This is a genomic window from Enterobacter sp. DNB-S2 (genome assembly GCF_019443845.1).
In the GTDB taxonomy this organism is placed as follows: Bacteria; Pseudomonadota; Gammaproteobacteria; order Enterobacterales; family Enterobacteriaceae; genus Enterobacter; species Enterobacter asburiae_B.
The window spans coordinates 1,993,727-2,014,318 of record NZ_CP050520.1; the positions used below are offsets into that span (position 1 = coordinate 1,993,727).

A 20,592-nucleotide genomic window follows, 5' to 3' on the forward strand; every position below is an offset into this window, starting at 1 on the left:
TGCAAGCGTAGCGCCGCCGGGCGAAACGCACATCAAGCACTTTGTTAGCAGTCTGTAAGGCCGCCTCGGGCGGCCTTTTTTATTTCATCCCGTCTACACTTCATGGCAAAGTAGTTCAATGCATGCTTTTTCCTTTTACGGCATGCCCTTACGGACATAATGGATAATTGCCTGGAGTTTTATGCCCACCCATCTGGTTTGGTTTCGCGCGGACCTGCGCGTACATGACAACATCGCCCTTGCGGCAGCCTGCCGCGCCAAAGACGCTAACGTACTGGCCCTGTTTATGGCCACGCCCGAGCAGTGGCGGCAGCACGATATGGCCCCCCGGCAGGCGGCCTTGCTCCGGGCGTATCTGAACGATCTGCAGCACTCGCTCGCTGGAAAAGGCATACCGCTTCTCTATAAAGAGGTGAGTGATTTTGCCGCACAGCTTCAGACGGTGCAGGAGATATGTAAGCAGCACAACGTCACGCATCTTTTTTACAACTATCAGTACGAATTCAACGAACAGCAGCGCGACCGTCAGCTGGAGAAGATGCTGGAAGGGGTGGTCTGTGAAGGGTTTGATGACAGCGTGATGCTGGCACCGGGCAGCGTGATGACCGGCAACCACGAGATGTATAAAGTTTTTACGCCGTTCAAAAATGCCTTTATCAAACGTCTGAAAGAGGCGCTGCCGGAGTGCGTTGCCGCGCCTGCCGTACGAGGCGAAGCCATAAAGGATCTGCCTGAGCTGACGTTTGATTACCCTCAGCAGCCGTTTGATAAAACGCTGTTCCCCGCCGATGAGAAATCGGCCATCGCCCAACTGCGCCAGTTCTGCAAGCAGGACGCGGGATATTACGACGCGCGTCGGGATTTTCCCGCCATAGAGGGCACCAGCCGCCTGTCGGCCTGTCTGGCGCTGGGCGCGATCTCACCGCGCCAGTGTTTGCATCGTCTGCTGGCGGAGCAGCCGCAGGCGCTGGAGGGTGGCGCAGGCTCTGTCTGGCTGAATGAACTTATCTGGCGCGAGTTTTATCGCCATCTGATGACCTTTCATCCAGGTTTATGTAAGCATCGGCCCTTCATTGGCTGGACCGATAACGTAAAGTGGCAATCGAATGATAAGCAGCTTAAAGCCTGGCAAAGCGGGCAAACGGGTTACCCGATAGTCGATGCCGCCATGCGTCAGCTTAACGAGACGGGGTGGATGCATAACCGCCTGCGGATGATTACCGCCAGCTTTCTGGTGAAGGATCTGCTTATCGACTGGCGTATCGGAGAGCGCTATTTTATCTCTCAGCTGATCGATGGCGATCTCGCGGCGAATAACGGCGGCTGGCAGTGGGCAGCCTCTACCGGCACCGATGCCGCGCCCTATTTCCGGATTTTCAATCCGACCACGCAGGGGCAAAAATTTGATGCGGACGGCGAGTTTATCCGCCGCTGGGTTCCTGAACTTAACGGCATACCTGCTAAAGCGATCCACGAACCGTGGGCATGGGCGGATAAACAGCGTGTAAAGCTGGATTACCCTCGTCCGATTGTCGACCATAAACAGGCGCGTGTCGCCACGCTGGCGGCGTACGAAGCTGCCCGCAAAGCATAAGAGAGTGATGATGAAAAACAGCGAACTGGAAAGCCTGATTAACGAAAAACTGAACAGTACCTCTTTCAGCGATTACGGCCCGAACGGGCTCCAGGTTGAAGGCCGTGAGACGGTGCAAAAAATTATCACCGGCGTGACGGCAAGCCAGGCGCTGCTGGACGAGGCCGTTCGTCAGAACGCCGACGCGGTGATTGTTCATCACGGTTACTTCTGGAAAAACGAATCGCCGATTATTCGTGGGATGAAGCGCAATCGCCTGAAAACGCTGCTGGCAAATGACATAAACCTGTACGGCTATCATCTGCCGCTGGATGCGCACCCGGAGCTCGGCAACAACGTCCAGCTGGCGCAGCTACTGGGAATTACCGTGATGGGTGAAATTGAGCCGCTGGTGCCGTGGGGCGAGCTGGCGATGCCGGTTCCGGGGCTGGAGCTGGCCTCATGGATTGAAGCGCGCCTGGGCCGTCGCCCGCTGTGGAGCGGTGATACCGGTCCGGATACGGTGAAGCGTGTCGCATGGTGTACCGGCGGTGGTCAGGGCTTTATCGACAGCGCCGCGCGTTTCGGCGTCGATGCTTTTATCACCGGCGAGGTTTCCGAGCAGACCATTCATTCGGCGCGTGAACAGGGGCTGCATTTTTACGCGGCTGGCCATCACGCCACCGAGCGCGGCGGCATTCGTGCCCTCAGCGAGTGGCTGACGGAAAATACCGATCTGGATGTGACCTTTATTGATATCCCTAACCCAGCCTGACGAGAGGTAGTTAAGTGCAGCGAGCGCGTTGTTATCTTCTGGGTGAAACCGCCGTGGTTCTGGAGCTTGAACCACCGGTGACGCTTGCCACGCAAAAGCGTATCTGGCGGCTGACCCAGCGTCTGGCCGAACTACCGGAGGTGGTTGAAGCCATTCCGGGGATGAATAACATCACAGTGGTGCTGCGTAGCCCGCATACCCTGGCGCTGGATGCCATTGAGCGTTTGCAGCGCTGGTGGGAAGAGAGCGAGGCGCTGGAGCCGGAATCGCGCGCCATTGAGATCCCGGTCGTTTATGGCGGTACGGGTGGGCCGGATCTTGGCGTGGTGGCAGATCACTGCGGATTAACCGAAAAGCAGGTTGTTGAGCTGCACAGCTCGGTTGACTACGTGGTCTGGTTCCTGGGATTTCAGCCCGGGTTCCCGTATCTGGGCGGATTATCTCCCCGGCTGCATACGCCACGCCGTGCCGAGCCGCGCGTGAGCGTGCCGGCGGGAACGGTGGCTATCGGCGGCGAGCAGACCGGCGTTTATCCCCTGACATCGCCCGGCGGCTGGCAGCTTATTGGGCATACCGCTACACCGTTATTTGAACCCGGGCTGGAGACGCCAATACTCCTGCGTCCCGGCGATACCCTTCGCTTTATCCCGCAGAAGGAGGGGGTATGTTAACGCTTATTCGCGCCGGGCTTTACACCTCCGTACAGGATGCCGGGCGCTTTGGTCTTCGCCAGTCGGGCGTGAGCTACTGCGGTGCGCTTGACCGTCCTTCGCTGGAGATTGCTAACCTGCTTGTGGGCAACCCAGGCAGCACGGCGGCGCTAGAAATTACGCTGGGTCAGTGTGTGATTGAGTTTGGTCAGGAGACCTGGTTTGCCTTAACCGGCGCAGGGTGTGATGCGACGCTGGATGGCAAAGCGGTGTGGACCGGCTGGCGGCTGCGGGCGAAAGCCGGGCAGCGCCTGACGCTCAAACGTCCGCTGCACGGCGTGCGTAGCTATCTCGCGGTGGCTGGCGGCATCGACGTGCCGGAGGTGCTGGGTTCATCCAGTACCGATCAAAAAGCCGGGATCGGCGGTCACGAAGGACGTTTGTTGCGCGACGGCGATCGGCTGGCAATCAAAGCCTCCGCGCGCCATTTCTCGACCACGCAGGGCGTAAAACAGCTGCTGTGGGGAAACCAGATCCGCGCCTTACCGGGGCCGGAATATCATGAGTTCGACGAGGCCTCTAAAGAGTCCTTCTGGCGCGCGCCGTGGAAGATCAGCCCGCAGAGTAACCGCATGGGCTACCGCCTGCAGGGTCAGCCGCTGACCCGCACGACGGACCGGGAACTGCTCTCCCACGGTTTATTGCCGGGGGTTATTCAGGTGCCGGGGAACGGTCAGCCCATCGTGTTAATGAACGATGCGCAAACTACCGGCGGTTATCCGCGAATTGCCTGCATCATTGAAGCGGATCGCTACCATCTGGCGCAAATTCCCCTCGGTCAGCCGATTCACTTCGTGCAGTGTTCGCTGGAGGAGGCGCTAAAAGCGCGGCAGGATCAGCAGCGTTATCTCGAACAGCTGGCGTGGAGGCTTGATGGTAAAGATTGATTTGAACGCCGATCTGGGGGAGGGAAGCCGCGCTGATGCGGAACTGATGACCCTGGTCACCTCGGTCAATATCGCCTGCGGCTTTCACGCGGGCGATGCGCAAACCATGCTGGAGAGCGTGCGTAATGCCATTAAAAACGGCGTCGCGATTGGGGCTCACCCCAGCTTTCCCGATCGGGAAAACTTTGGCCGTACGGCGATGGATCTGCCCCCTGAGACGGTCTACGCGCAGGTGCTCTACCAGATCGGCGCGCTGGAGGCGATGGTGCGCGCCCAGAACGGCGTGATGCGCCACGTGAAGCCGCACGGCATGCTCTATAACCAGGCGGCGAAAGATCCGGCGCTGGCGGAGGCGATTGCCCGCGCGGTGCGGGACTGTAATCCGCAGCTGATTCTGGTAGGCCTTGCGGGAAGCGAGCTGATTCGCGCCGGACAACGGCTGGGGCTGACCACGCGTCAGGAAGTGTTTGCCGATCGTGGATACCAGCCGGACGGCAGCCTGGTGCCGCGGACGCAGGCCGGGGCGCTGATTACCGATGAAGGCAAAGCGCTGGCGCAGACGCTGGAGATGGTGCGCGCCGGGCGGGTGATCGCCGTGGATGGAACACCGGCAAATGTTCAGGCCGATACGGTATGTTTACACGGCGACGGCGAGCATGCGCTCCAGTTCGCACGCCGCTTGCGGGCAGCGTTTTCTGAAGAGGGTATCCTCGTCAGCGCCGAATAATGACGATAAGGACACAAAAATGCCTGAAGGTCCGGAGATCCGCCGCGCGGCGGATAGCCTGGAGGCGGCGATAAAGGGCAAACCCCTGACGGATGTCTGGTTTGCTTTTCCTCAGCTAAAACCGTTTGAATCACAGCTGGTGGGCCAGACGGTGACCCATATTGAAACGCGCGGCAAGGCCTTGCTCACGCACTTTTCTCATAACCTGACGTTATATAGCCATAACCAGCTTTACGGCGTCTGGCGGGTTGTGGAGGCAGACGAGCAGCCGCAAACCACCCGCGTGCTGCGCGTCAGGCTGCAAACGGCGGATAAGGCGATCCTGCTCTATAGCGCGTCGGATATCGAAATGTTAACGCCGGAGCAGCTGCTGACGCACCCGTTTCTGCAGCGGGTCGGGCCGGACGTGCTGGACATGCGCCTGACGGCAAGCGACGTGAAGGCCCGACTGCTATCCCCAAAATTCCGCAACCGGCAGTTTTCCGGGTTATTGCTCGATCAGGCTTTCCTGGCTGGCTTAGGCAACTATTTGCGGGTTGAAATCTTATGGGAAGTCGGGCTGGCGCCGCAGCATAAAGCGTCTCAGCTGAATGATGAACAGCTGGAGGCGTTATCCCACGCGCTGCTGGATATTCCGCGGCTGTCGTACAACACGCGCGGCGTGGTGAATGAGAACACGCATCACGGGGCGCTGTTCCGCTTTAAGGTGTTTCATCGGGCGGGGGAAAAGTGCGAGCGATGCGGCGGGATTATTGACAGGATTATGATCTCTTCGAGACCCTTTTACTGGTGCCCGCACTGCCAGAAATAAAAGTAAAACGGTAACTCAGGGGTTACCGTTTTTAAGGTGTTCACCCTCTCCCTGTGGGAGAGGGCCGGGGTGAGGGCATCAGGCCGCACCGAACTCCTGTTAGCGCTTAATATCAGACTTAAAATCACGCTGCTCGTAGCCGGTATACAGCTGACGAGGACGGGCGATTTTCATGCCTTCGCTGTGCATTTCGTTCCAGTGCGCAATCCAGCCTACGGTACGGGCCATGGCGAAGATCACGGTGAACATGGAAGACGGAATGCCCATCGCTTTCAGAATAATGCCAGAGTAGAAATCGACGTTCGGGTAGAGTTTCTTCTCAATGAAGTACGGGTCGTTCAGCGCGATGTGTTCCAGCTCCATCGCCACTTCCAGCAGGTCATCTTTGGTACCCAGCTCTTTCAGCACTTCGTGGCAGGTCTCACGCATAACGGTAGCGCGCGGGTCGTAGTTTTTGTAAACACGGTGACCGAAGCCCATCAGGCGGAAGGAGTCATTCTTGTCTTTCGCACGACGCACGAACTCAGGAATGTGCTCAACGGTACTGATCTCTTCCAGCATCTTCAGTGCCGCTTCGTTCGCGCCACCGTGCGCCGGTCCCCACAGGGAGGCGATGCCCGCAGCGATACAGGCGAACGGGTTCGCGCCTGAAGAGCCCGCGGTACGGACGGTAGAGGTAGAGGCGTTTTGTTCGTGGTCAGCGTGCAGGATCAGAATACGGTCCATCGCGCGTTCCAGCACCGGGTTCACTTCGTACTCTTCGCACGGCGTGGAGAACATCATGCGCAGGAAGTTACCCGCGTAGGAGAGGTCGTTGCGCGGATACACAAACGGCTGGCCGATGGAGTATTTGTAACACATCGCCGCCATGGTAGGCATTTTTGACAGCAGGCGGAACGCCGCGATATCGCGGTGACGCGGGTTATTCACGTCAAGGGAGTCGTGGTAGAACGCCGCCAGCGCACCAGTGATACCGCACATCACCGCCATCGGGTGAGAGTCACGGCGGAACGCATGGAACAGACGAGTAATCTGCTCATGGATCATGGTGTGACGGGTCACGGTGGTTTTGAATTCATCGTACTGCGCCTGCGTCGGTTTTTCGCCGTTCAGCAGGATGTAGCACACTTCCAGATAGTTGGATTCGGTGGCTAACTGATCGATGGGGAAGCCGCGATGGAGCAGGATACCTTCGTCACCGTCAATGTAGGTGATTTTGGATTCGCAAGATGCGGTAGAGGTAAATCCAGGGTCAAAGGTGAATACACCTTTAGAGCCCAGCGTACGGATATCAATAACATCCTGACCGAGCGTGCCTTTTAGCACATCCAGTTCAATAGCAGTGTCACCATTTAGGGTGAGCGTTGCCTTTGTATCAGCCATTTACGGTCTCCTTAGCGCCTTATGCTTAAGACTGCGCTTTACCGGATTTGCTTTCAGCTGTTAATCACCGTTACCAGATTGTTATTTGGCTTACCGCTCAGCTCACGAGGACAAACCAGGGTACAGAGCTATGGCGCCTTGCAGGTAAACGAATGAAATATCAGTGAAACAACAGCAAATCAGCGTTTTTGCAGTCCGAATTATTCAAACCTGTATATCACTAATAACTGTCCTGATAACTTCGGTCAATACCATCACACTGTTACATAACTATTTGTCAGGTGAAAGAGAGACCTCATAACTTTTGCGCATTATATGCCTTTTCTGATGACGTTTGTAACAATATTGTTTAACATTTGTCAAATCAGATGATTAAAAATTAAAAAGATGTTGTTATCGTGACCCTGATCACTGTTCCAGAGAAAACCCGACAAACTGTATGTAGGTTAATTGTAATGATTTTGTGAACGGCCTATACTGCCGCCAGGTCTCCGGAACACCCTGCAATCCCGAGCCACCCAGCGTTGTAACGTGTCGTTTAAGCATCTGGAAGCAGTGTTTTGCATGACGCGCAGTTATAGAAAAGGAACGCTGCTTGACCCGCATCGCAGTCCGGAGGAAGGAAACAATAAGAACAGCATGTGGGCGTTATTCATGATAAGAAATGTGAAAAAACAAAGACCTGTCAATCTGGATCTCAAAACGATCCGGTTCCCTGTAACAGCAATAGCGTCCATTCTGCACCGTGTTTCTGGTGTGATTACGTTTGTGGCGGTTGGTATTTTGCTGTGGTTACTGGGCACCAGCCTCTCTTCCCCTGAAGGATTCCTCCAGGCCTCCGCCACCATGAACAGCTTCTTCGTGAAATTTATCATGTGGGGCATTCTGACCGCGCTGGCGTACCACGTCGTCGTCGGTGTTCGCCATATGCTGATGGACTTTGGCTACCTGGAAGAGACTTTCGAAGCCGGGAAACGCTCCGCTAACATTTCATTTGTGATTACTGTCGTGCTTTCACTTCTCGCAGGAGTTCTCGTATGGTAAGCAACGCCTCCGCATTAGGACGCAACGGCGTACATGACTTCATTCTGGTCCGTGCTACCGCCATCGTTCTCACTCTTTACATCATCTATATGATCGGTTTCTTCGCGACCAGCGGCACGCTGACGTGGGAAATCTGGAGTGGGTTCTTCGGATCCGCCTTCACCAAAGTGTTCACCCTGCTGGCTCTGTTCTCCATCCTTATTCATGCCTGGATTGGCATGTGGCAGGTGTTGACCGATTACGTTAAACCGCTGGCGATTCGCCTCCCACTGCAGCTGGCCATTGTTGTTGCACTGGTGGTTTACGTTATTTATGGATTCGTTGTGGTGTGGGGTGTGTAATGAAACTGCCAGTCAGAGAATTTGATGCTGTTGTAATTGGTGCCGGTGGCGCAGGTATGCGTGCCGCACTGCAAATTTCCCAGAGCGGCCAGACCTGTGCGCTGCTCTCTAAAGTTTTCCCGACCCGTTCCCACACTGTGTCTGCGCAGGGCGGTATCACCGTTGCGCTGGGCAACTCCCATGAAGATAACTGGGAATGGCACATGTACGACACGGTAAAAGGTTCCGACTACATCGGCGACCAGGATGCCATCGAATATATGTGTAAAACCGGCCCGGAAGCGATTCTGGAGCTGGACCACATGGGTCTGCCGTTCTCCCGTCTGGAAAATGGCACCATCTATCAGCGTCCGTTTGGCGGCCAGTCGAAAAACTTCGGCGGCGAGCAGGCGGCACGTACCGCGGCGGCGGCTGACCGTACCGGTCACGCACTGCTGCACACCCTGTATCAGCAGAACCTGAAAAACCACACCACCATCTTCTCCGAGTGGTACGCGCTGGATCTGGTGAAAAACGCCGATGGCGCAATCGTCGGCTGTACCGCGCTGTGCATCGAAACCGGTGAAGTGGTTTACTTCAAAGCCCGCGCTACCGTGCTGGCTACCGGCGGCGCAGGCCGTATCTATCAGTCCACCACCAACGCCCACATCAACACCGGTGACGGTGTCGGTATGGCTATCCGCGCGGGCGTGCCGGTGCAGGATATGGAGATGTGGCAGTTCCACCCAACCGGTATCGCCGGTGCGGGCGTTCTGGTAACAGAAGGCTGCCGCGGTGAAGGGGGTTACCTGCTGAACAAGCACGGCGAGCGCTTCATGGAGCGTTATGCCCCGAATGCGAAAGACCTGGCGGGTCGTGACGTGGTGGCGCGTTCCATCATGATCGAAATCCGTGAAGGCCGCGGCTGTGACGGCCCATGGGGTCCACACGCGAAGCTGAAGCTCGACCACCTGGGTAAAGAAGTTCTGGAGTCCCGTCTGCCGGGCATCCTGGAGCTGTCCCGCACCTTCGCACACGTCGACCCGGTGAAAGAGCCGATTCCGGTTATCCCAACCTGCCACTACATGATGGGCGGTATTCCGACCAAAGTGACCGGTCAGGCGCTCACCGTAAACGAGCAGGGCGAAGACGTGGTCATTCCTGGCCTGTTCGCGGTAGGCGAAATTGCCTGCGTATCCGTACACGGTGCAAACCGTCTGGGCGGTAACTCTCTGCTGGACCTGGTGGTGTTTGGTCGCGCAGTCGGTCTGCATCTGCAGGAATCCATTGCCGAGCAGGGCGCGCTGCGTGACGCAACCGACGACGAAATTGATGCCTCTCTTGAGCGCCTCAACCGCTGGAACGGTAACCGTAACGGCGAAGATCCGGTGGAAATCCGTAAAGCGCTGCAGGAATGCATGCAGCACAACTTCTCGGTATTCCGCGAAGGCGACGCGATGGCCAAAGGTCTTGAGCAGCTGAAAGCAATCCGCGAGCGTCTGAAAAATGCCCGTCTGGACGATACCTCCAGCGAATTCAACACCCAGCGCGTTGAGTGCCTGGAGCTGGATAACCTGATGGAAACCGCGTTCGCGACGGCGATGTCGGCAAACTTCCGTACCGAAAGCCGTGGCGCGCATAGCCGCTTCGACTTCCCGGATCGTGATGACGAAAACTGGCTGTGCCATTCCCTGTATCTGCCAGAGTCGGAATCCATGACGCGTCGTAGCGTCAACATGGAACCGAAACTGCGTCCGGCGTTCCCGCCGAAGATTCGTACTTACTAATGCGGAGACAGGATAATGAAACTCGAATTCTCAGTTTATCGTTATAATCCGGATGTTGATGACGCTCCGCGTATGCAGGACTACACCCTGGAAGCGGAAGAAGGTCGCGACATGATGCTGCTGGATGCCTTAATCCAGCTGAAAGAAAAAGATCCTACGCTGTCGTTCCGCCGCTCCTGCCGTGAAGGGGTTTGTGGCTCTGACGGTGTGAACATGAACGGCAAAAATGGCCTGGCCTGCATCACGCCAATTTCAGCGCTGCAGCGTCCTGGTCAGAAAATTGTTATCCGTCCTCTGCCAGGCCTGCCGGTCGTGCGTGATTTGGTGGTAGACATGGGGCAATTCTATGCACAATATGAGAAGATTAAGCCTTACTTATTGAATAATGGGCAAAATCCACCCGCTCGCGAGCACTTACAGTCTCCTGAGCAGCGTGAAAAACTCGATGGGTTGTACGAGTGTATTCTCTGCGCATGCTGTTCAACGTCCTGCCCGTCGTTCTGGTGGAACCCGGACAAGTTTATCGGCCCGGCCGGTCTGCTGGCTGCCTATCGCTTCCTGATCGATAGCCGCGACACCGAAACCGACAGCCGTCTGGAAGGGCTGAGTGACGCTTTCAGCGTATTCCGCTGCCATAGCATCATGAACTGCGTCAGTGTGTGTCCGAAGGGGCTGAACCCGACGCGCGCCATCGGCCATATTAAGTCGATGCTGTTGCAGCGCAGTGCGTAAGTAGTGAGAGGGGAGCGCTGTTCCCCTCACCCTAACCCTCTCCCCAAGGGAGAGGGGACAGTTTGCAGAAACCTTTAAAAACTGCCCTGAAGTCTAGACAGTTTCTAAAGGTTCCTTCGCGGGCCACAAAGAGCTCGCAGGTGAACCCCGGCACGTACACGTGGTGTGCGTGGTAGTTTCTACGGCGAAAGTAAGCATAAAAATGCTTAAGGGATCACGATGCAGAACGGCGCAATGAAAGCCTGGCTGGACTCTTCTTTCCTTTCTGGTGCGAACCAGAGCTGGATTGAACAGCTCTATGAAGACTTCTTAACCGATCCTGACTCAGTGGACGCAAACTGGCGTTCCATGTTCCAGCAGTTGCCTGGCACAGGGGTCAAACCGGATCAATTCCATTCCAAAACACGTGATTATTTCCGTCGTCTGGCGAAGGATGCCTCACGTTACTCTTCTGCGATTTCCGACCCTGACACTAATGCGAAGCAGGTAAAAGTCCTGCAGCTTATCAACGCTTATCGCTTCCGCGGTCACCAGCATGCGAATCTCGATCCGCTGGGACTGTGGCAGCAAGACCGTGTGGCCGATCTCGATCCGGCGTATCACGATCTGACCGAGGCCGATTTCCAGGAAAGCTTTAACGTAGGTTCCTTTGCCATCGGCAAAGACACGATGAAGCTGGGCGATCTGATTGACGCGCTCAAGCAAACCTACTGCGGCTCCATCGGCGCGGAATACATGCACATTACCTCTACCGAAGAGAAACGCTGGATCCAGCAGCGCATCGAATCCGTAGCGGGCCACGCGACCTTCTCGGCTGACGAGAAAAAACGCTTCCTGAACGAACTGACTGCAGCGGAAGGGCTTGAGCGCTATCTGGGCGCGAAATTCCCGGGCGCAAAACGCTTCTCGCTGGAAGGCGGCGACGCGCTGGTGCCGATGCTCAAAGAGCTGATTCGTCACGCAGGCAAGAGCGGCACCCGTGAAGTGGTACTGGGCATGGCGCACCGTGGTCGTCTGAACGTGCTGGTCAACGTGCTGGGTAAAAAACCGCAGGACCTGTTCGACGAATTCGCGGGCAAACATAAAGAACACCTCGGCACCGGCGACGTGAAGTACCACATGGGCTTCTCGTCGGATATCGAAACCGAAGGCGGTCTGGTTCACCTGGCGCTGGCATTTAACCCGTCACACCTGGAAATCGTTAGCCCGGTGGTTATCGGTTCCGTGCGTGCGCGTCTGGATCGTCTGGACGAGCCGAGCAGCAATAAAGTTCTGCCAATTACCATCCACGGCGATGCGGCGGTAACAGGGCAGGGCGTGGTTCAGGAAACCCTGAACATGTCGAAAGCGCGTGGTTATGAAGTGGGCGGTACCGTTCGCATCGTGATCAACAACCAGGTGGGCTTCACCACCTCTAACCCGCTGGACGCGCGTTCTACCCCGTACTGCACCGACATCGGTAAGATGGTGCAGGCACCGATCTTCCACGTTAACGCGGATGACCCGGAAGCCGTTGCTTTCGTGACCCGTCTGGCGCTGGACTTCCGTAATACCTTTAAACGCGATGTGTTCATTGACCTCTTCTGCTACCGCCGTCACGGCCACAACGAAGCGGACGAGCCAAGTGCAACCCAGCCGTTGATGTATCAGAAAATCAAAAAACACCCGACCCCGCGCAAAATCTATGCTGACAAGCTGGAGAGCGACAAAGTGACGACGCTGGAAGATGCGACCGAAATGGTCAACCTCTACCGCGACGCGCTGGATGCGGGTGAATGCGTGGTGAAAGAACTGCGCCCGATGAACATGCACTCCTTTACCTGGTCGCCGTACCTCAACCACGAGTGGGATGAGAGCTACCCGAACAAGGTTGAGATGAAGCGCCTGCAGGAGCTGGCTAAACGCATCAGCACCGTACCGGACGCTATCGAGATGCAGTCTCGCGTGGCGAAAATTTACGCTGACCGTCAGTCCATGGCGGCAGGCGAGAAGCTGTTCGACTGGGGCGGCGCTGAAACGCTGGCTTACGCAACGCTGGTTGACGAAGGCATTCCTGTTCGTCTGTCCGGTGAAGATGCGGGCCGTGGGACCTTCTTCCACCGTCACGCGGTTGTTCACAACCAGTCCAACGGTTCAACCTACACCCCGCTGCAGCACGTGCACAACGGTCAGGGCCAGTTCAAGGTCTGGGACTCCGTGCTGTCTGAAGAAGCGGTTCTGGCCTTCGAATACGGTTATGCCACCGCTGAACCACGCACCCTGACCATCTGGGAAGCGCAGTTCGGTGACTTCGCCAACGGCGCGCAGGTGGTTATCGACCAGTTCATCTCCTCCGGCGAGCAGAAGTGGGGCCGCATGTGTGGCCTGGTGATGCTGCTGCCGCACGGTTATGAAGGTCAGGGTCCGGAGCACTCCTCCGCGCGTCTGGAACGTTATCTGCAGCTCTGCGCCGAGCAGAACATGCAGGTCTGCGTACCGTCCACCCCGGCTCAGGTCTACCACATGCTGCGTCGTCAGGCGCTGCGCGGTATGCGCCGTCCGCTGGTGGTGATGTCGCCGAAATCCCTGCTGCGTCACCCGCTGGCGGTGTCGAGCCTGGAAGAACTGGCGAACGGAACCTTCCTGCCAGCCATCGGTGAAATTGACGAGCTGGATCCGCAGGGCGTGAAGCGCGTGGTGATGTGTTCTGGTAAGGTTTATTACGACCTGCTGGAACAGCGCCGCAAGAACGATCAGAAAGATGTCGCCATCGTGCGTATCGAACAGCTTTATCCGTTCCCGCATCAGGCGATGCAGGAAGTGCTGAAACAATATGCTCACGTACATGATTTTGTCTGGTGCCAGGAAGAGCCGCTCAACCAGGGCGCATGGTACTGCAGCCAGCATCATTTCCGTGAAGTGATTCCATTTGGGTCAGCCCTGCGTTATGCAGGTCGCCCGGCCTCCGCCTCTCCGGCGGTAGGGTATATGTCCGTTCACCAGAAGCAGCAACAAGATCTGGTCAATGACGCGCTGAACGTCGATTAATTAAAGGATACAAAATGAGTAGCGTAGATATTCTTGTTCCCGACCTGCCTGAATCCGTAGCAGATGCGACCGTCGCTACCTGGCACAAAAAACCAGGCGATGCCGTTAAGCGCGATGAAGTGCTGGTAGAAATCGAAACTGACAAAGTGGTACTGGAAGTACCGGCTTCGGCGGATGGCGTTCTGGACGCGGTGCTGGAAGATGAAGGCACCACCGTAACCTCTCGTCAGATCCTGGGTCGCCTGCGTGAAGGCAACAGCGCGGGTAAAGAGTCCAGCGCGAAATCTGAAGAGAAAGCCTCTACGCCGGCTCAGCGCCAGCAGGCTTCTCTGGAAGAACAGTCTAACGACGCCCTCAGCCCGGCGATCCGTCGCCTGCTGGCTGAACACAGCCTTGACCCGGCAGCCATCAAAGGCACCGGTGTGGGCGGTCGTCTGACCCGCGAAGACATCGACAAACACCTTGCGAAAGCGCCAGCTCAGGCAGAAGCGAAAGCCCCTGCGGCAGCACCAGCAGCGCAGCCTGCTCTGGGTGCCCGCAGCGAAAAACGCGTTCCAATGACTCGCCTGCGCAAGCGCGTGGCCGAGCGTCTGCTGGAAGCGAAAAACTCCACCGCGATGCTGACCACCTTCAACGAAGTGAACATGAAGCCAATCATGGACCTGCGCAAGCAGTACGGTGACGCGTTTGAAAAACGTCACGGTATCCGTCTGGGCTTTATGTCCTTCTACGTGAAGGCGGTAGTTGAAGCGCTGAAACGCTACCCGGAAGTGAACGCGTCTATCGATGGCGATGACGTGGTTTACCACAACTATTTCGACGTCAGCATGGCGGTTTCTACTCCACGCGGCCTGGTCACCCCGGTTCTGCGTGATGTGGATACCCTGGGTATGGCTGACATCGAGAAAAACATTAAAGAGCTGGCTGTTAAAGGCCGCGACGGCAAGCTGACCGTAGACGACCTGACCGGCGGTAACTTTACCATTACCAACGGCGGCGTATTCGGCTCGCTGATGTCTACCCCGATCATTAACCCGCCGCAGAGCGCGATCCTGGGTATGCATGCCATTAAAGATCGCCCGATGGCGGTAGACGGTAAAGTTGAGATCCTGCCGATGATGTACCTGGCGCTCTCATACGATCACCGCCTGATCGACGGCCGCGAGTCCGTGGGCTTCCTGGTCGCGATTAAAGAGCTGCTGGAAGATCCAACCCGTCTGCTGCTGGACGTCTAGTTTTGCAGTCTTGCCCGGCGGCGTATGGCTGCCGGGCCAATAAAAGCACGACCTAACGATTACCTGAAGGATGGATAGAACACATGAACTTACATGAATATCAGGCCAAACAGCTGTTTGCCCGGTATGGCTTACCGGCTCCGGTGGGTTATGCCTGTACTACCCCGCGTGAAGCAGAAGAAGCCGCATCTAAAATCGGTTCCGGCCCTTGGGTAGTTAAGTGTCAGGTTCACGCTGGTGGCCGTGGTAAAGCGGGCGGTGTGAAGGTTGTTAAGAGCAAAGAAGAGATTCGTGCGTTTGCTGAACATTGGCTCGGCAAGCGTCTGGTAACGTACCAGACAGATGCGAACGGCCAGCCGGTTAACCAGATCCTGGTTGAAGCGGCGACCGATATCGCGAAAGAACTGTACCTGGGCGCGGTTGTTGACCGTAGCTCCCGTCGCGTGGTGTTCATGGCGTCTACCGAAGGCGGCGTGGAAATCGAAAAAGTGGCGGAAGAACCCCCGCACCTGATCCACAAAGTGGCAATCGATCCGCTGGCGGGCCCAATGCCTTACCAGGGTCGCGAGCTGGCGTTCAAACTGGGCCTGGAAGGCAAGCTGGTTCAGCAGTTCACCAAGATCTTCATGGGTCTGGCGAACATCTTCCTGGAGCGCGATTTGGCGCTGATCGAGATCAACCCGCTGGTGATCACCACCCAGGGCGACCTGATCTGCCTCGACGGCAAGCTGGGCGCTGACGGCAACGCGCTGTTCCGCCAGTCCGATCTGCGCGAAATGCGCGATCAGTCTCAGGAAGATCCGCGTGAAGCGCAGGCTGCACAGTGGGAGCTGAACTACGTAGCGCTGGACGGCAACATCGGCTGCATGGTTAACGGTGCGGGCCTGGCAATGGGCACCATGGACATCGTTAAGCTGCACGGCGGTGAGCCAGCAAACTTCCTCGACGTAGGCGGTGGCGCAACCAAAGAGCGCGTAACCGAAGCGTTCAAAATCATCCTCTCTGACGACAACGTGAAGGCCGTTCTGGTTAACATCTTCGGCGGCATCGTTCGTTGCGACCTGATTGCCGACGGTATCATCGGTGCGGTAGAAGAAGTGGGTGTTAACGTTCCGGTGGTTGTGCGTCTGGAAGGTAACAACGCTGAACTCGGCGCGAAAAAACTGGCTGACAGCGGCCTGAATATTATTGCAGCGAAAAGTCTGACGGATGCAGCTCAGCAGGTTGTTGCCGCAGTGGAGGGGAAATAATGTCAGTTTTAATTAATAAAGATACCAAGGTTATCTGCCAGGGCTTCACCGGTAGCCAGGGGACTTTCCACTCCGAACAGGCGATTGCCTACGGCACGCAGATGGTTGGCGGCGTAACGCCAGGTAAAGGCGGCACCACGCATCTGGGCCTGCCGGTATTCAACACCGTGCGTGAAGCCGTTGAAGCGACGGGCGCAACCGCGACCGTGATCTACGTTCCGGCACCGTTCTGCAAAGACTCCATTCTGGAAGCGATCGACGCAGGCATCAAGCTGATCATCACCATCACTGAAGGCATCCCGACGCTGGATATGCTGACCGTGAAGGTGAAGCTGGATGAAGCAGGCGTGCGCATGATCGGCCCGAACTGCCCTGGCGTTATCACCCCGGGCGAATGCAAAATCGGCATCATGCCGGGCCACATTCACAAGCCGGGGAAAGTGGGCATCGTGTCCCGTTCCGGTACGCTGACCTATGAAGCTGTGAAGCAGACCACCGATTACGGCTTCGGCCAGTCCACCTGCGTTGGCATCGGCGGTGACCCGATCCCGGGCTCTAACTTCATCGACATCCTGAAGCTGTTCCAGGAAGATCCACAGACCGAAGCGATCGTGATGATCGGTGAGATCGGTGGTAGCGCGGAAGAAGAAGCCGCTGCTTACATCAAAGAACACGTGACCAAGCCAGTTGTCGGTTACATCGCGGGTGTGACCGCGCCGAAAGGCAAGCGTATGGGGCACGCAGGCGCGATCATCGCCGGTGGTAAGGGTACGGCTGATGAGAAATTCGCAGCGCTGGAAGCCGCAGGCGTGAAAACCGTTCGCAGCCTGGCGGATATCGGCGAAGCACTGAAATCCATCATTAAGTAAGTCCTCTCTGCTCCCCGAAAGGGGGGCGTTGAAGTATAAAAATGTCCGTTTCGACATGGTTGGCCGCTGTAAAGCGGCCTTTTTTATTGCCTGCCGGGTGTCATGCAATAGTCACTAAATGGTGTTAATTAGAGAGGGGGGGGTAAAAGTAAAATAATTGTTATTTATTTACCTTAAAGAGAGCGGATGGAAAAAAACGAAAAACGCACTAAAATTTATGTCCTGAATAAATTAGGCATTCGGGCTTCTGAGTTAATAAAAATCACTTCTGTTTATATTCATCAATCGACTTGATAACCTTAATTGTATTTTATATACATATCTTTAACATGGTTTTTACTATGTTCACCGCATCAAAACACATTTAACACAACGGATTGTTTTTGATTTAAATCAATGTTTAATCCTTGGAAAAACCCATCAAAAGGCGGTAAATTGTCCCCGATCAAAATGGCCGAAAAGTGGTAATTTTGCTATAAATTGATCGCCGTCGAAAAACGTAAATGTGATTCAATAAAAACCTGTTTATTGTAAGGGTTTTGCAGCGTATTATATTTGCGGGATCAATTTGAGTTTTTTATTAACGTATTTGTAACCTCACGTCATCGTTTTTATCCTCCTTCAGGGTAATAACGACGACAAGGATGCGAATAATTTGTATTGGGGCATGCGTGTGGATCTCTCTCTGACGGGGTTCACTCTCGGAGTCTTCATGCGATGAGCAAGGAGTCATGATGTTAGATATAGTCGAACTGTCGCGCTTACAGTTTGCCTTGACCGCGATGTACCACTTCCTGTTTGTGCCACTGACGCTCGGTATGGCGTTCCTGCTGGCCATTATGGAAACGGTATACGTTCTCTCCGGCAAACAGATTTATAAAGATATGACCAAGTTCTGGGGCAAGTTGTTTGGTATCAACTTCGCGCTGGGCGTGGCAACCGGTTTGACCATGGAGTTCCAGTTCGGGACTAACTGGTCTTACTATTCCCACTATGTAGGGGATATCTTCGGTGCGCCGCTGGCCATTGAAGGTCTGATGGCATTCTTCCTCGAATCCACCTTTGTAGGTCTGTTCTTCTTCGGCTGGGACCGTCTGGGTAAAGTCCAGCATATGGCGGTGACCTGGCTGGTGGCATTAGGTTCGAACCTGTCCGCGCTGTGGATTCTGGTGGCGAACGGCTGGATGCAGAACCCTATCGCGTCTGATTTCAACTTCGAAACCATGCGTATGGAGATGGTCAGCTTTGCCGAGCTGGTCCTGAACCCGGTTGCGCAGGTTAAATTCGTTCACACCGTCGCCTCTGGCTACGTGTGCGGCGCGATGTTTGTACTGGGCATCAGTTCTTACTACATGCTGCGCGGTCGTGACTTCGCCTTTGCTAAGCGCTCCTTTGCTATCGCTGCAAGCTTCGGTATGGCTGCAATCCTCTCTGTTATCGTTCTGGGTGATGAATCCGGTTACGAAATGGGTGACGTGCAGAAAACCAAACTGGCCGCCATCGAAGCCGAATGGGAAACCCAACCGGCGCCTGCTGCCTTTACGCTGTTCGGTATTCCGGATCAGGACGCGCAGGAAAACCGCTTCGCCATTCAGATCCCTTATGCGCTGGGTATCATCGCCACCCGTTCTGTTGATAAGCAGGTGACCGGTCTGAAAGAGCTGATGGTTCAGCACGAAGAGCGTATCCGTAACGGTATGAAAGCCTACTCTCTGCTGGAACAGCTGCGTGCCGGTTCTACCGACCAGGCCGTTCGCGACCAGTTCAACAACGTGAAGAAAGATCTGGGTTACGGTTTGCTGCTGAAGCGTTATACCCCGAACGTTTCTGATGCGACAGAAGCGCAGATCCAGATGGCAACCAAAGACTCGATTCCACGCGTTGCGCCACTGTACTTCGCATTCCGTATCATGGTGGGCTGCGGCATCATCATGCTGCTGATCATTGCGGCGTCCTTCTGGTCCGTGATTCGTAACCGCATCGGCGAGAAAAAATGGCTGCTGCGCACCGCGCTGTACGGTATTCCACTGCCGTGGATCGCGATTGAATCCGGCTGGTTTGTTGCGGAGTACGGCCGTCAGCCATGGGCGATTGGTGAGGTACTGCCAACGGCGGTAGCGAACTCGTCCCTGACAGCGGGCGACCTGATCTTCTCCATGCTGCTGATTTGTGGTCTGTACACCCTGTTCCTGGTGGCTGAACTGTTCCTGATGTTCAAGTTCGCGCGCCTTGGCCCAAGCAGCCTGAAAACCGGTCGCTATCACTACGAGCAGTCCACTGCGACTACTCAGCCGGCACGCTAAGACAGGAGTCATCAAATGATCGATTATGAAGTATTGCGTTTTATCTGGTGGCTGCTGGTTGGCGTTCTGCTGATCGGTTTTGCCGTCACGGATGGTTTCGACATGGGGGTGGGGATGCTCACCCGTTTCCTCGGTCGTAATGACACCGAGCGTCGAATCATGATCAACTCCATCGCCCCTCACTGGGACGGTAACCAGGTGTGGCTGATCACCGCTGGCGGCGCGCTGTTCGCTGCCTGGCCGATGGTCTACGCGGCTGCGTTCTCCGGCTTCTACGTGGCGATGATTCTGGTGCTGGCCTCTTTATTCTTCCGTCCGGTTGGTTTCGACTACCGTTCCAAGATTGAAGACACCCGCTGGCGCAACATGTGGGACTGGGGCATCTTCATCGGTAGCTTCGTTCCACCGCTGGTGATCGGCGTGGCGTTCGGTAACCTGCTGCAGGGCGTACCGTTCCACCTGGACGAATACATGCGTCTTTACTACACCGGTAACTTCTTCCAGCTGCTGAATCCGTTTGGCCTGCTGGCCGGCGTGGTGAGCGTGGCGATGATCATCACTCAGGGCGCAACCTATCTGCAGATGCGTACGGTTGGTGAACTGCACCTGCGTTCTCGCGCGACGGCTCAGGTCGCTGCGCTGGTAACGCTGGTCTGCTTCGCACTGGCCGGTGTGTGGGTGGTGTACGGCATTGATGGTTATGTGGTGACCTCTGCAATTAACCACTCGGCACCGTCTAATCCGCTGACCAAAGAAGTGGCGCGTCAGGCTGGCGCATGGCTGGTGAACTTCAATAACACCCCTGCGCTGTGGGCGATCCCGGCTCTGGGCGTATTGCTGCCGCTGCTGACCGTGTTGACGTCTCGTCTGGAGAAAGGCGCGCTGGCGTTCGTGTTCTCTTCGCTGACCCTGGCGTGCATCATCCTGACGGCGGGTATTGCGATGTTCCCATTCGTCATGCCATCCAGCACCATGCTGAATGCTAGCCTGACCATGTGGGACGCAACGTCCAGCCAGCTGACGCTGAACCTGATGACGTATGTTGCTTGCGTGTTCGTACCGATTATCCTGCTCTACACCACCTGGTGTTACTGGAAAATGTTCGGTCGCATCACTAAAGAACATATCGAAAGCAACACCCACTCTATGTACTAAGTAA

Annotated in this window: 17 protein-coding genes; 16 read left to right on the top strand and 1 reads right to left on the bottom strand. The window is 55.9% G+C overall.

Annotated elements, in window-relative coordinates:
* Positions 1 to 181: 181 nt before the first annotated feature.
* From phrB to nei, 6 genes are read left to right on the top strand one after another with little or no spacing between them, the layout of a single operon-like run.
* Positions 182 to 1,594 carry a deoxyribodipyrimidine photo-lyase gene (gene phrB, locus HB664_RS09410; protein ID WP_219940699.1) on the top strand — a complete coding sequence of 471 codons (1,413 nt, stop codon included), beginning with the start codon at positions 182 to 184 and terminating at the stop codon, positions 1,592 to 1,594.
* 10 nt (positions 1,595 to 1,604) lie between these two features.
* Positions 1,605 to 2,348 carry a type 2 GTP cyclohydrolase I gene (locus tag HB664_RS09415; RefSeq protein WP_023310783.1) on the top strand — a complete coding sequence of 248 codons (744 nt, stop codon included), beginning with the start codon at positions 1,605 to 1,607 and terminating at the stop codon, positions 2,346 to 2,348.
* 14 nt (positions 2,349 to 2,362) lie between these two features.
* On the top strand, positions 2,363 to 3,019 hold the full coding sequence (gene pxpB / locus HB664_RS09420) for a 5-oxoprolinase subunit PxpB (protein ID WP_039261304.1): 657 nt from the start codon (positions 2,363 to 2,365) through the stop codon (positions 3,017 to 3,019).
* Positions 3,013 to 3,945: a 5-oxoprolinase subunit PxpC gene (gene pxpC, locus HB664_RS09425; RefSeq protein ID WP_033144949.1), complete on the top strand. Its 933-nt coding sequence runs from the start codon at positions 3,013 to 3,015 to the stop codon at positions 3,943 to 3,945. Before pxpB ends, pxpC begins: the two co-directional genes overlap by 7 nt.
* Positions 3,932 to 4,672 (top strand): 5-oxoprolinase subunit PxpA, encoded by a 741-nt coding sequence (pxpA, locus tag HB664_RS09430; protein ID WP_033144950.1) that lies wholly within the window; start codon positions 3,932 to 3,934, stop codon positions 4,670 to 4,672. The genes pxpC and pxpA overlap by 14 nt, the downstream gene beginning before the upstream one ends.
* 19 nt (positions 4,673 to 4,691) lie before the next feature.
* Complete coding sequence (gene nei, locus HB664_RS09435) at positions 4,692 to 5,483, top strand: endonuclease VIII (RefSeq protein WP_219940700.1); 792 nt, start codon at positions 4,692 to 4,694, stop codon at positions 5,481 to 5,483.
* A gap of 99 nt (positions 5,484 to 5,582) precedes the next feature.
* Here the strand turns inward: nei and HB664_RS09440 are convergent, their stop codons facing one another.
* The gene (locus HB664_RS09440; protein ID WP_023334930.1) at positions 5,583 to 6,866 is read right to left on the bottom strand and encodes a citrate synthase; all 1,284 of its coding nucleotides are present in this window, start codon (positions 6,864 to 6,866) and stop codon (positions 5,583 to 5,585) included.
* Between the two features lie 639 nt (positions 6,867 to 7,505).
* Between HB664_RS09440 and sdhC the strand changes: the two genes are divergently transcribed.
* From sdhC to cydB, 10 genes are all read left to right on the top strand, one after another.
* Positions 7,506 to 7,910 carry a succinate dehydrogenase cytochrome b556 subunit gene (gene sdhC, locus HB664_RS09445; protein ID WP_219940817.1) on the top strand — a complete coding sequence of 135 codons (405 nt, stop codon included), beginning with the start codon at positions 7,506 to 7,508 and terminating at the stop codon, positions 7,908 to 7,910.
* A complete protein-coding gene (gene sdhD / locus HB664_RS09450) occupies positions 7,904 to 8,251 on the top strand; it encodes a succinate dehydrogenase membrane anchor subunit (RefSeq protein WP_008501088.1) in 348 nt (115 codons plus the stop codon). The genes sdhC and sdhD overlap by 7 nt, the downstream gene beginning before the upstream one ends.
* A complete protein-coding gene (gene sdhA / locus HB664_RS09455) occupies positions 8,251 to 10,017 on the top strand; it encodes a succinate dehydrogenase flavoprotein subunit (protein ID WP_023310789.1) in 1,767 nt (588 codons plus the stop codon). The genes sdhD and sdhA overlap by 1 nt, the downstream gene beginning before the upstream one ends.
* Positions 10,018 to 10,032: 15 nt before the next feature.
* Positions 10,033 to 10,749 carry a succinate dehydrogenase iron-sulfur subunit SdhB gene (sdhB, locus tag HB664_RS09460; protein WP_008501090.1) on the top strand — a complete coding sequence of 239 codons (717 nt, stop codon included), beginning with the start codon at positions 10,033 to 10,035 and terminating at the stop codon, positions 10,747 to 10,749.
* Between the two features lie 219 nt (positions 10,750 to 10,968).
* Complete coding sequence (sucA, locus tag HB664_RS09465; RefSeq protein ID WP_033144953.1) at positions 10,969 to 13,776, top strand: 2-oxoglutarate dehydrogenase E1 component; 2,808 nt, start codon at positions 10,969 to 10,971, stop codon at positions 13,774 to 13,776.
* Positions 13,777 to 13,790: 14 nt separating this feature from the next.
* Positions 13,791 to 15,011, top strand: coding sequence for a 2-oxoglutarate dehydrogenase complex dihydrolipoyllysine-residue succinyltransferase (odhB, locus tag HB664_RS09470; protein WP_008501093.1), 1,221 nt, complete (start codon positions 13,791 to 13,793; stop codon positions 15,009 to 15,011).
* Between the two features lie 83 nt (positions 15,012 to 15,094).
* Positions 15,095 to 16,261, top strand: coding sequence for an ADP-forming succinate--CoA ligase subunit beta (gene sucC / locus HB664_RS09475; protein ID WP_219940701.1), 1,167 nt, complete (start codon positions 15,095 to 15,097; stop codon positions 16,259 to 16,261).
* Positions 16,261 to 17,130: a succinate--CoA ligase subunit alpha gene (sucD, locus tag HB664_RS09480; RefSeq protein WP_008501094.1), complete on the top strand. Its 870-nt coding sequence runs from the start codon at positions 16,261 to 16,263 to the stop codon at positions 17,128 to 17,130. Before sucC ends, sucD begins: the two co-directional genes overlap by 1 nt.
* 734 nt (positions 17,131 to 17,864) lie before the next feature.
* Positions 17,865 to 19,433 carry a cytochrome ubiquinol oxidase subunit I gene (gene cydA / locus HB664_RS09485; RefSeq protein ID WP_023310795.1) on the top strand — a complete coding sequence of 523 codons (1,569 nt, stop codon included), beginning with the start codon at positions 17,865 to 17,867 and terminating at the stop codon, positions 19,431 to 19,433.
* A gap of 15 nt (positions 19,434 to 19,448) precedes the next feature.
* A complete protein-coding gene (cydB, locus tag HB664_RS09490) occupies positions 19,449 to 20,588 on the top strand; it encodes a cytochrome d ubiquinol oxidase subunit II (RefSeq protein ID WP_047061368.1) in 1,140 nt (379 codons plus the stop codon).
* Positions 20,589 to 20,592 lie beyond the last annotated feature (4 nt).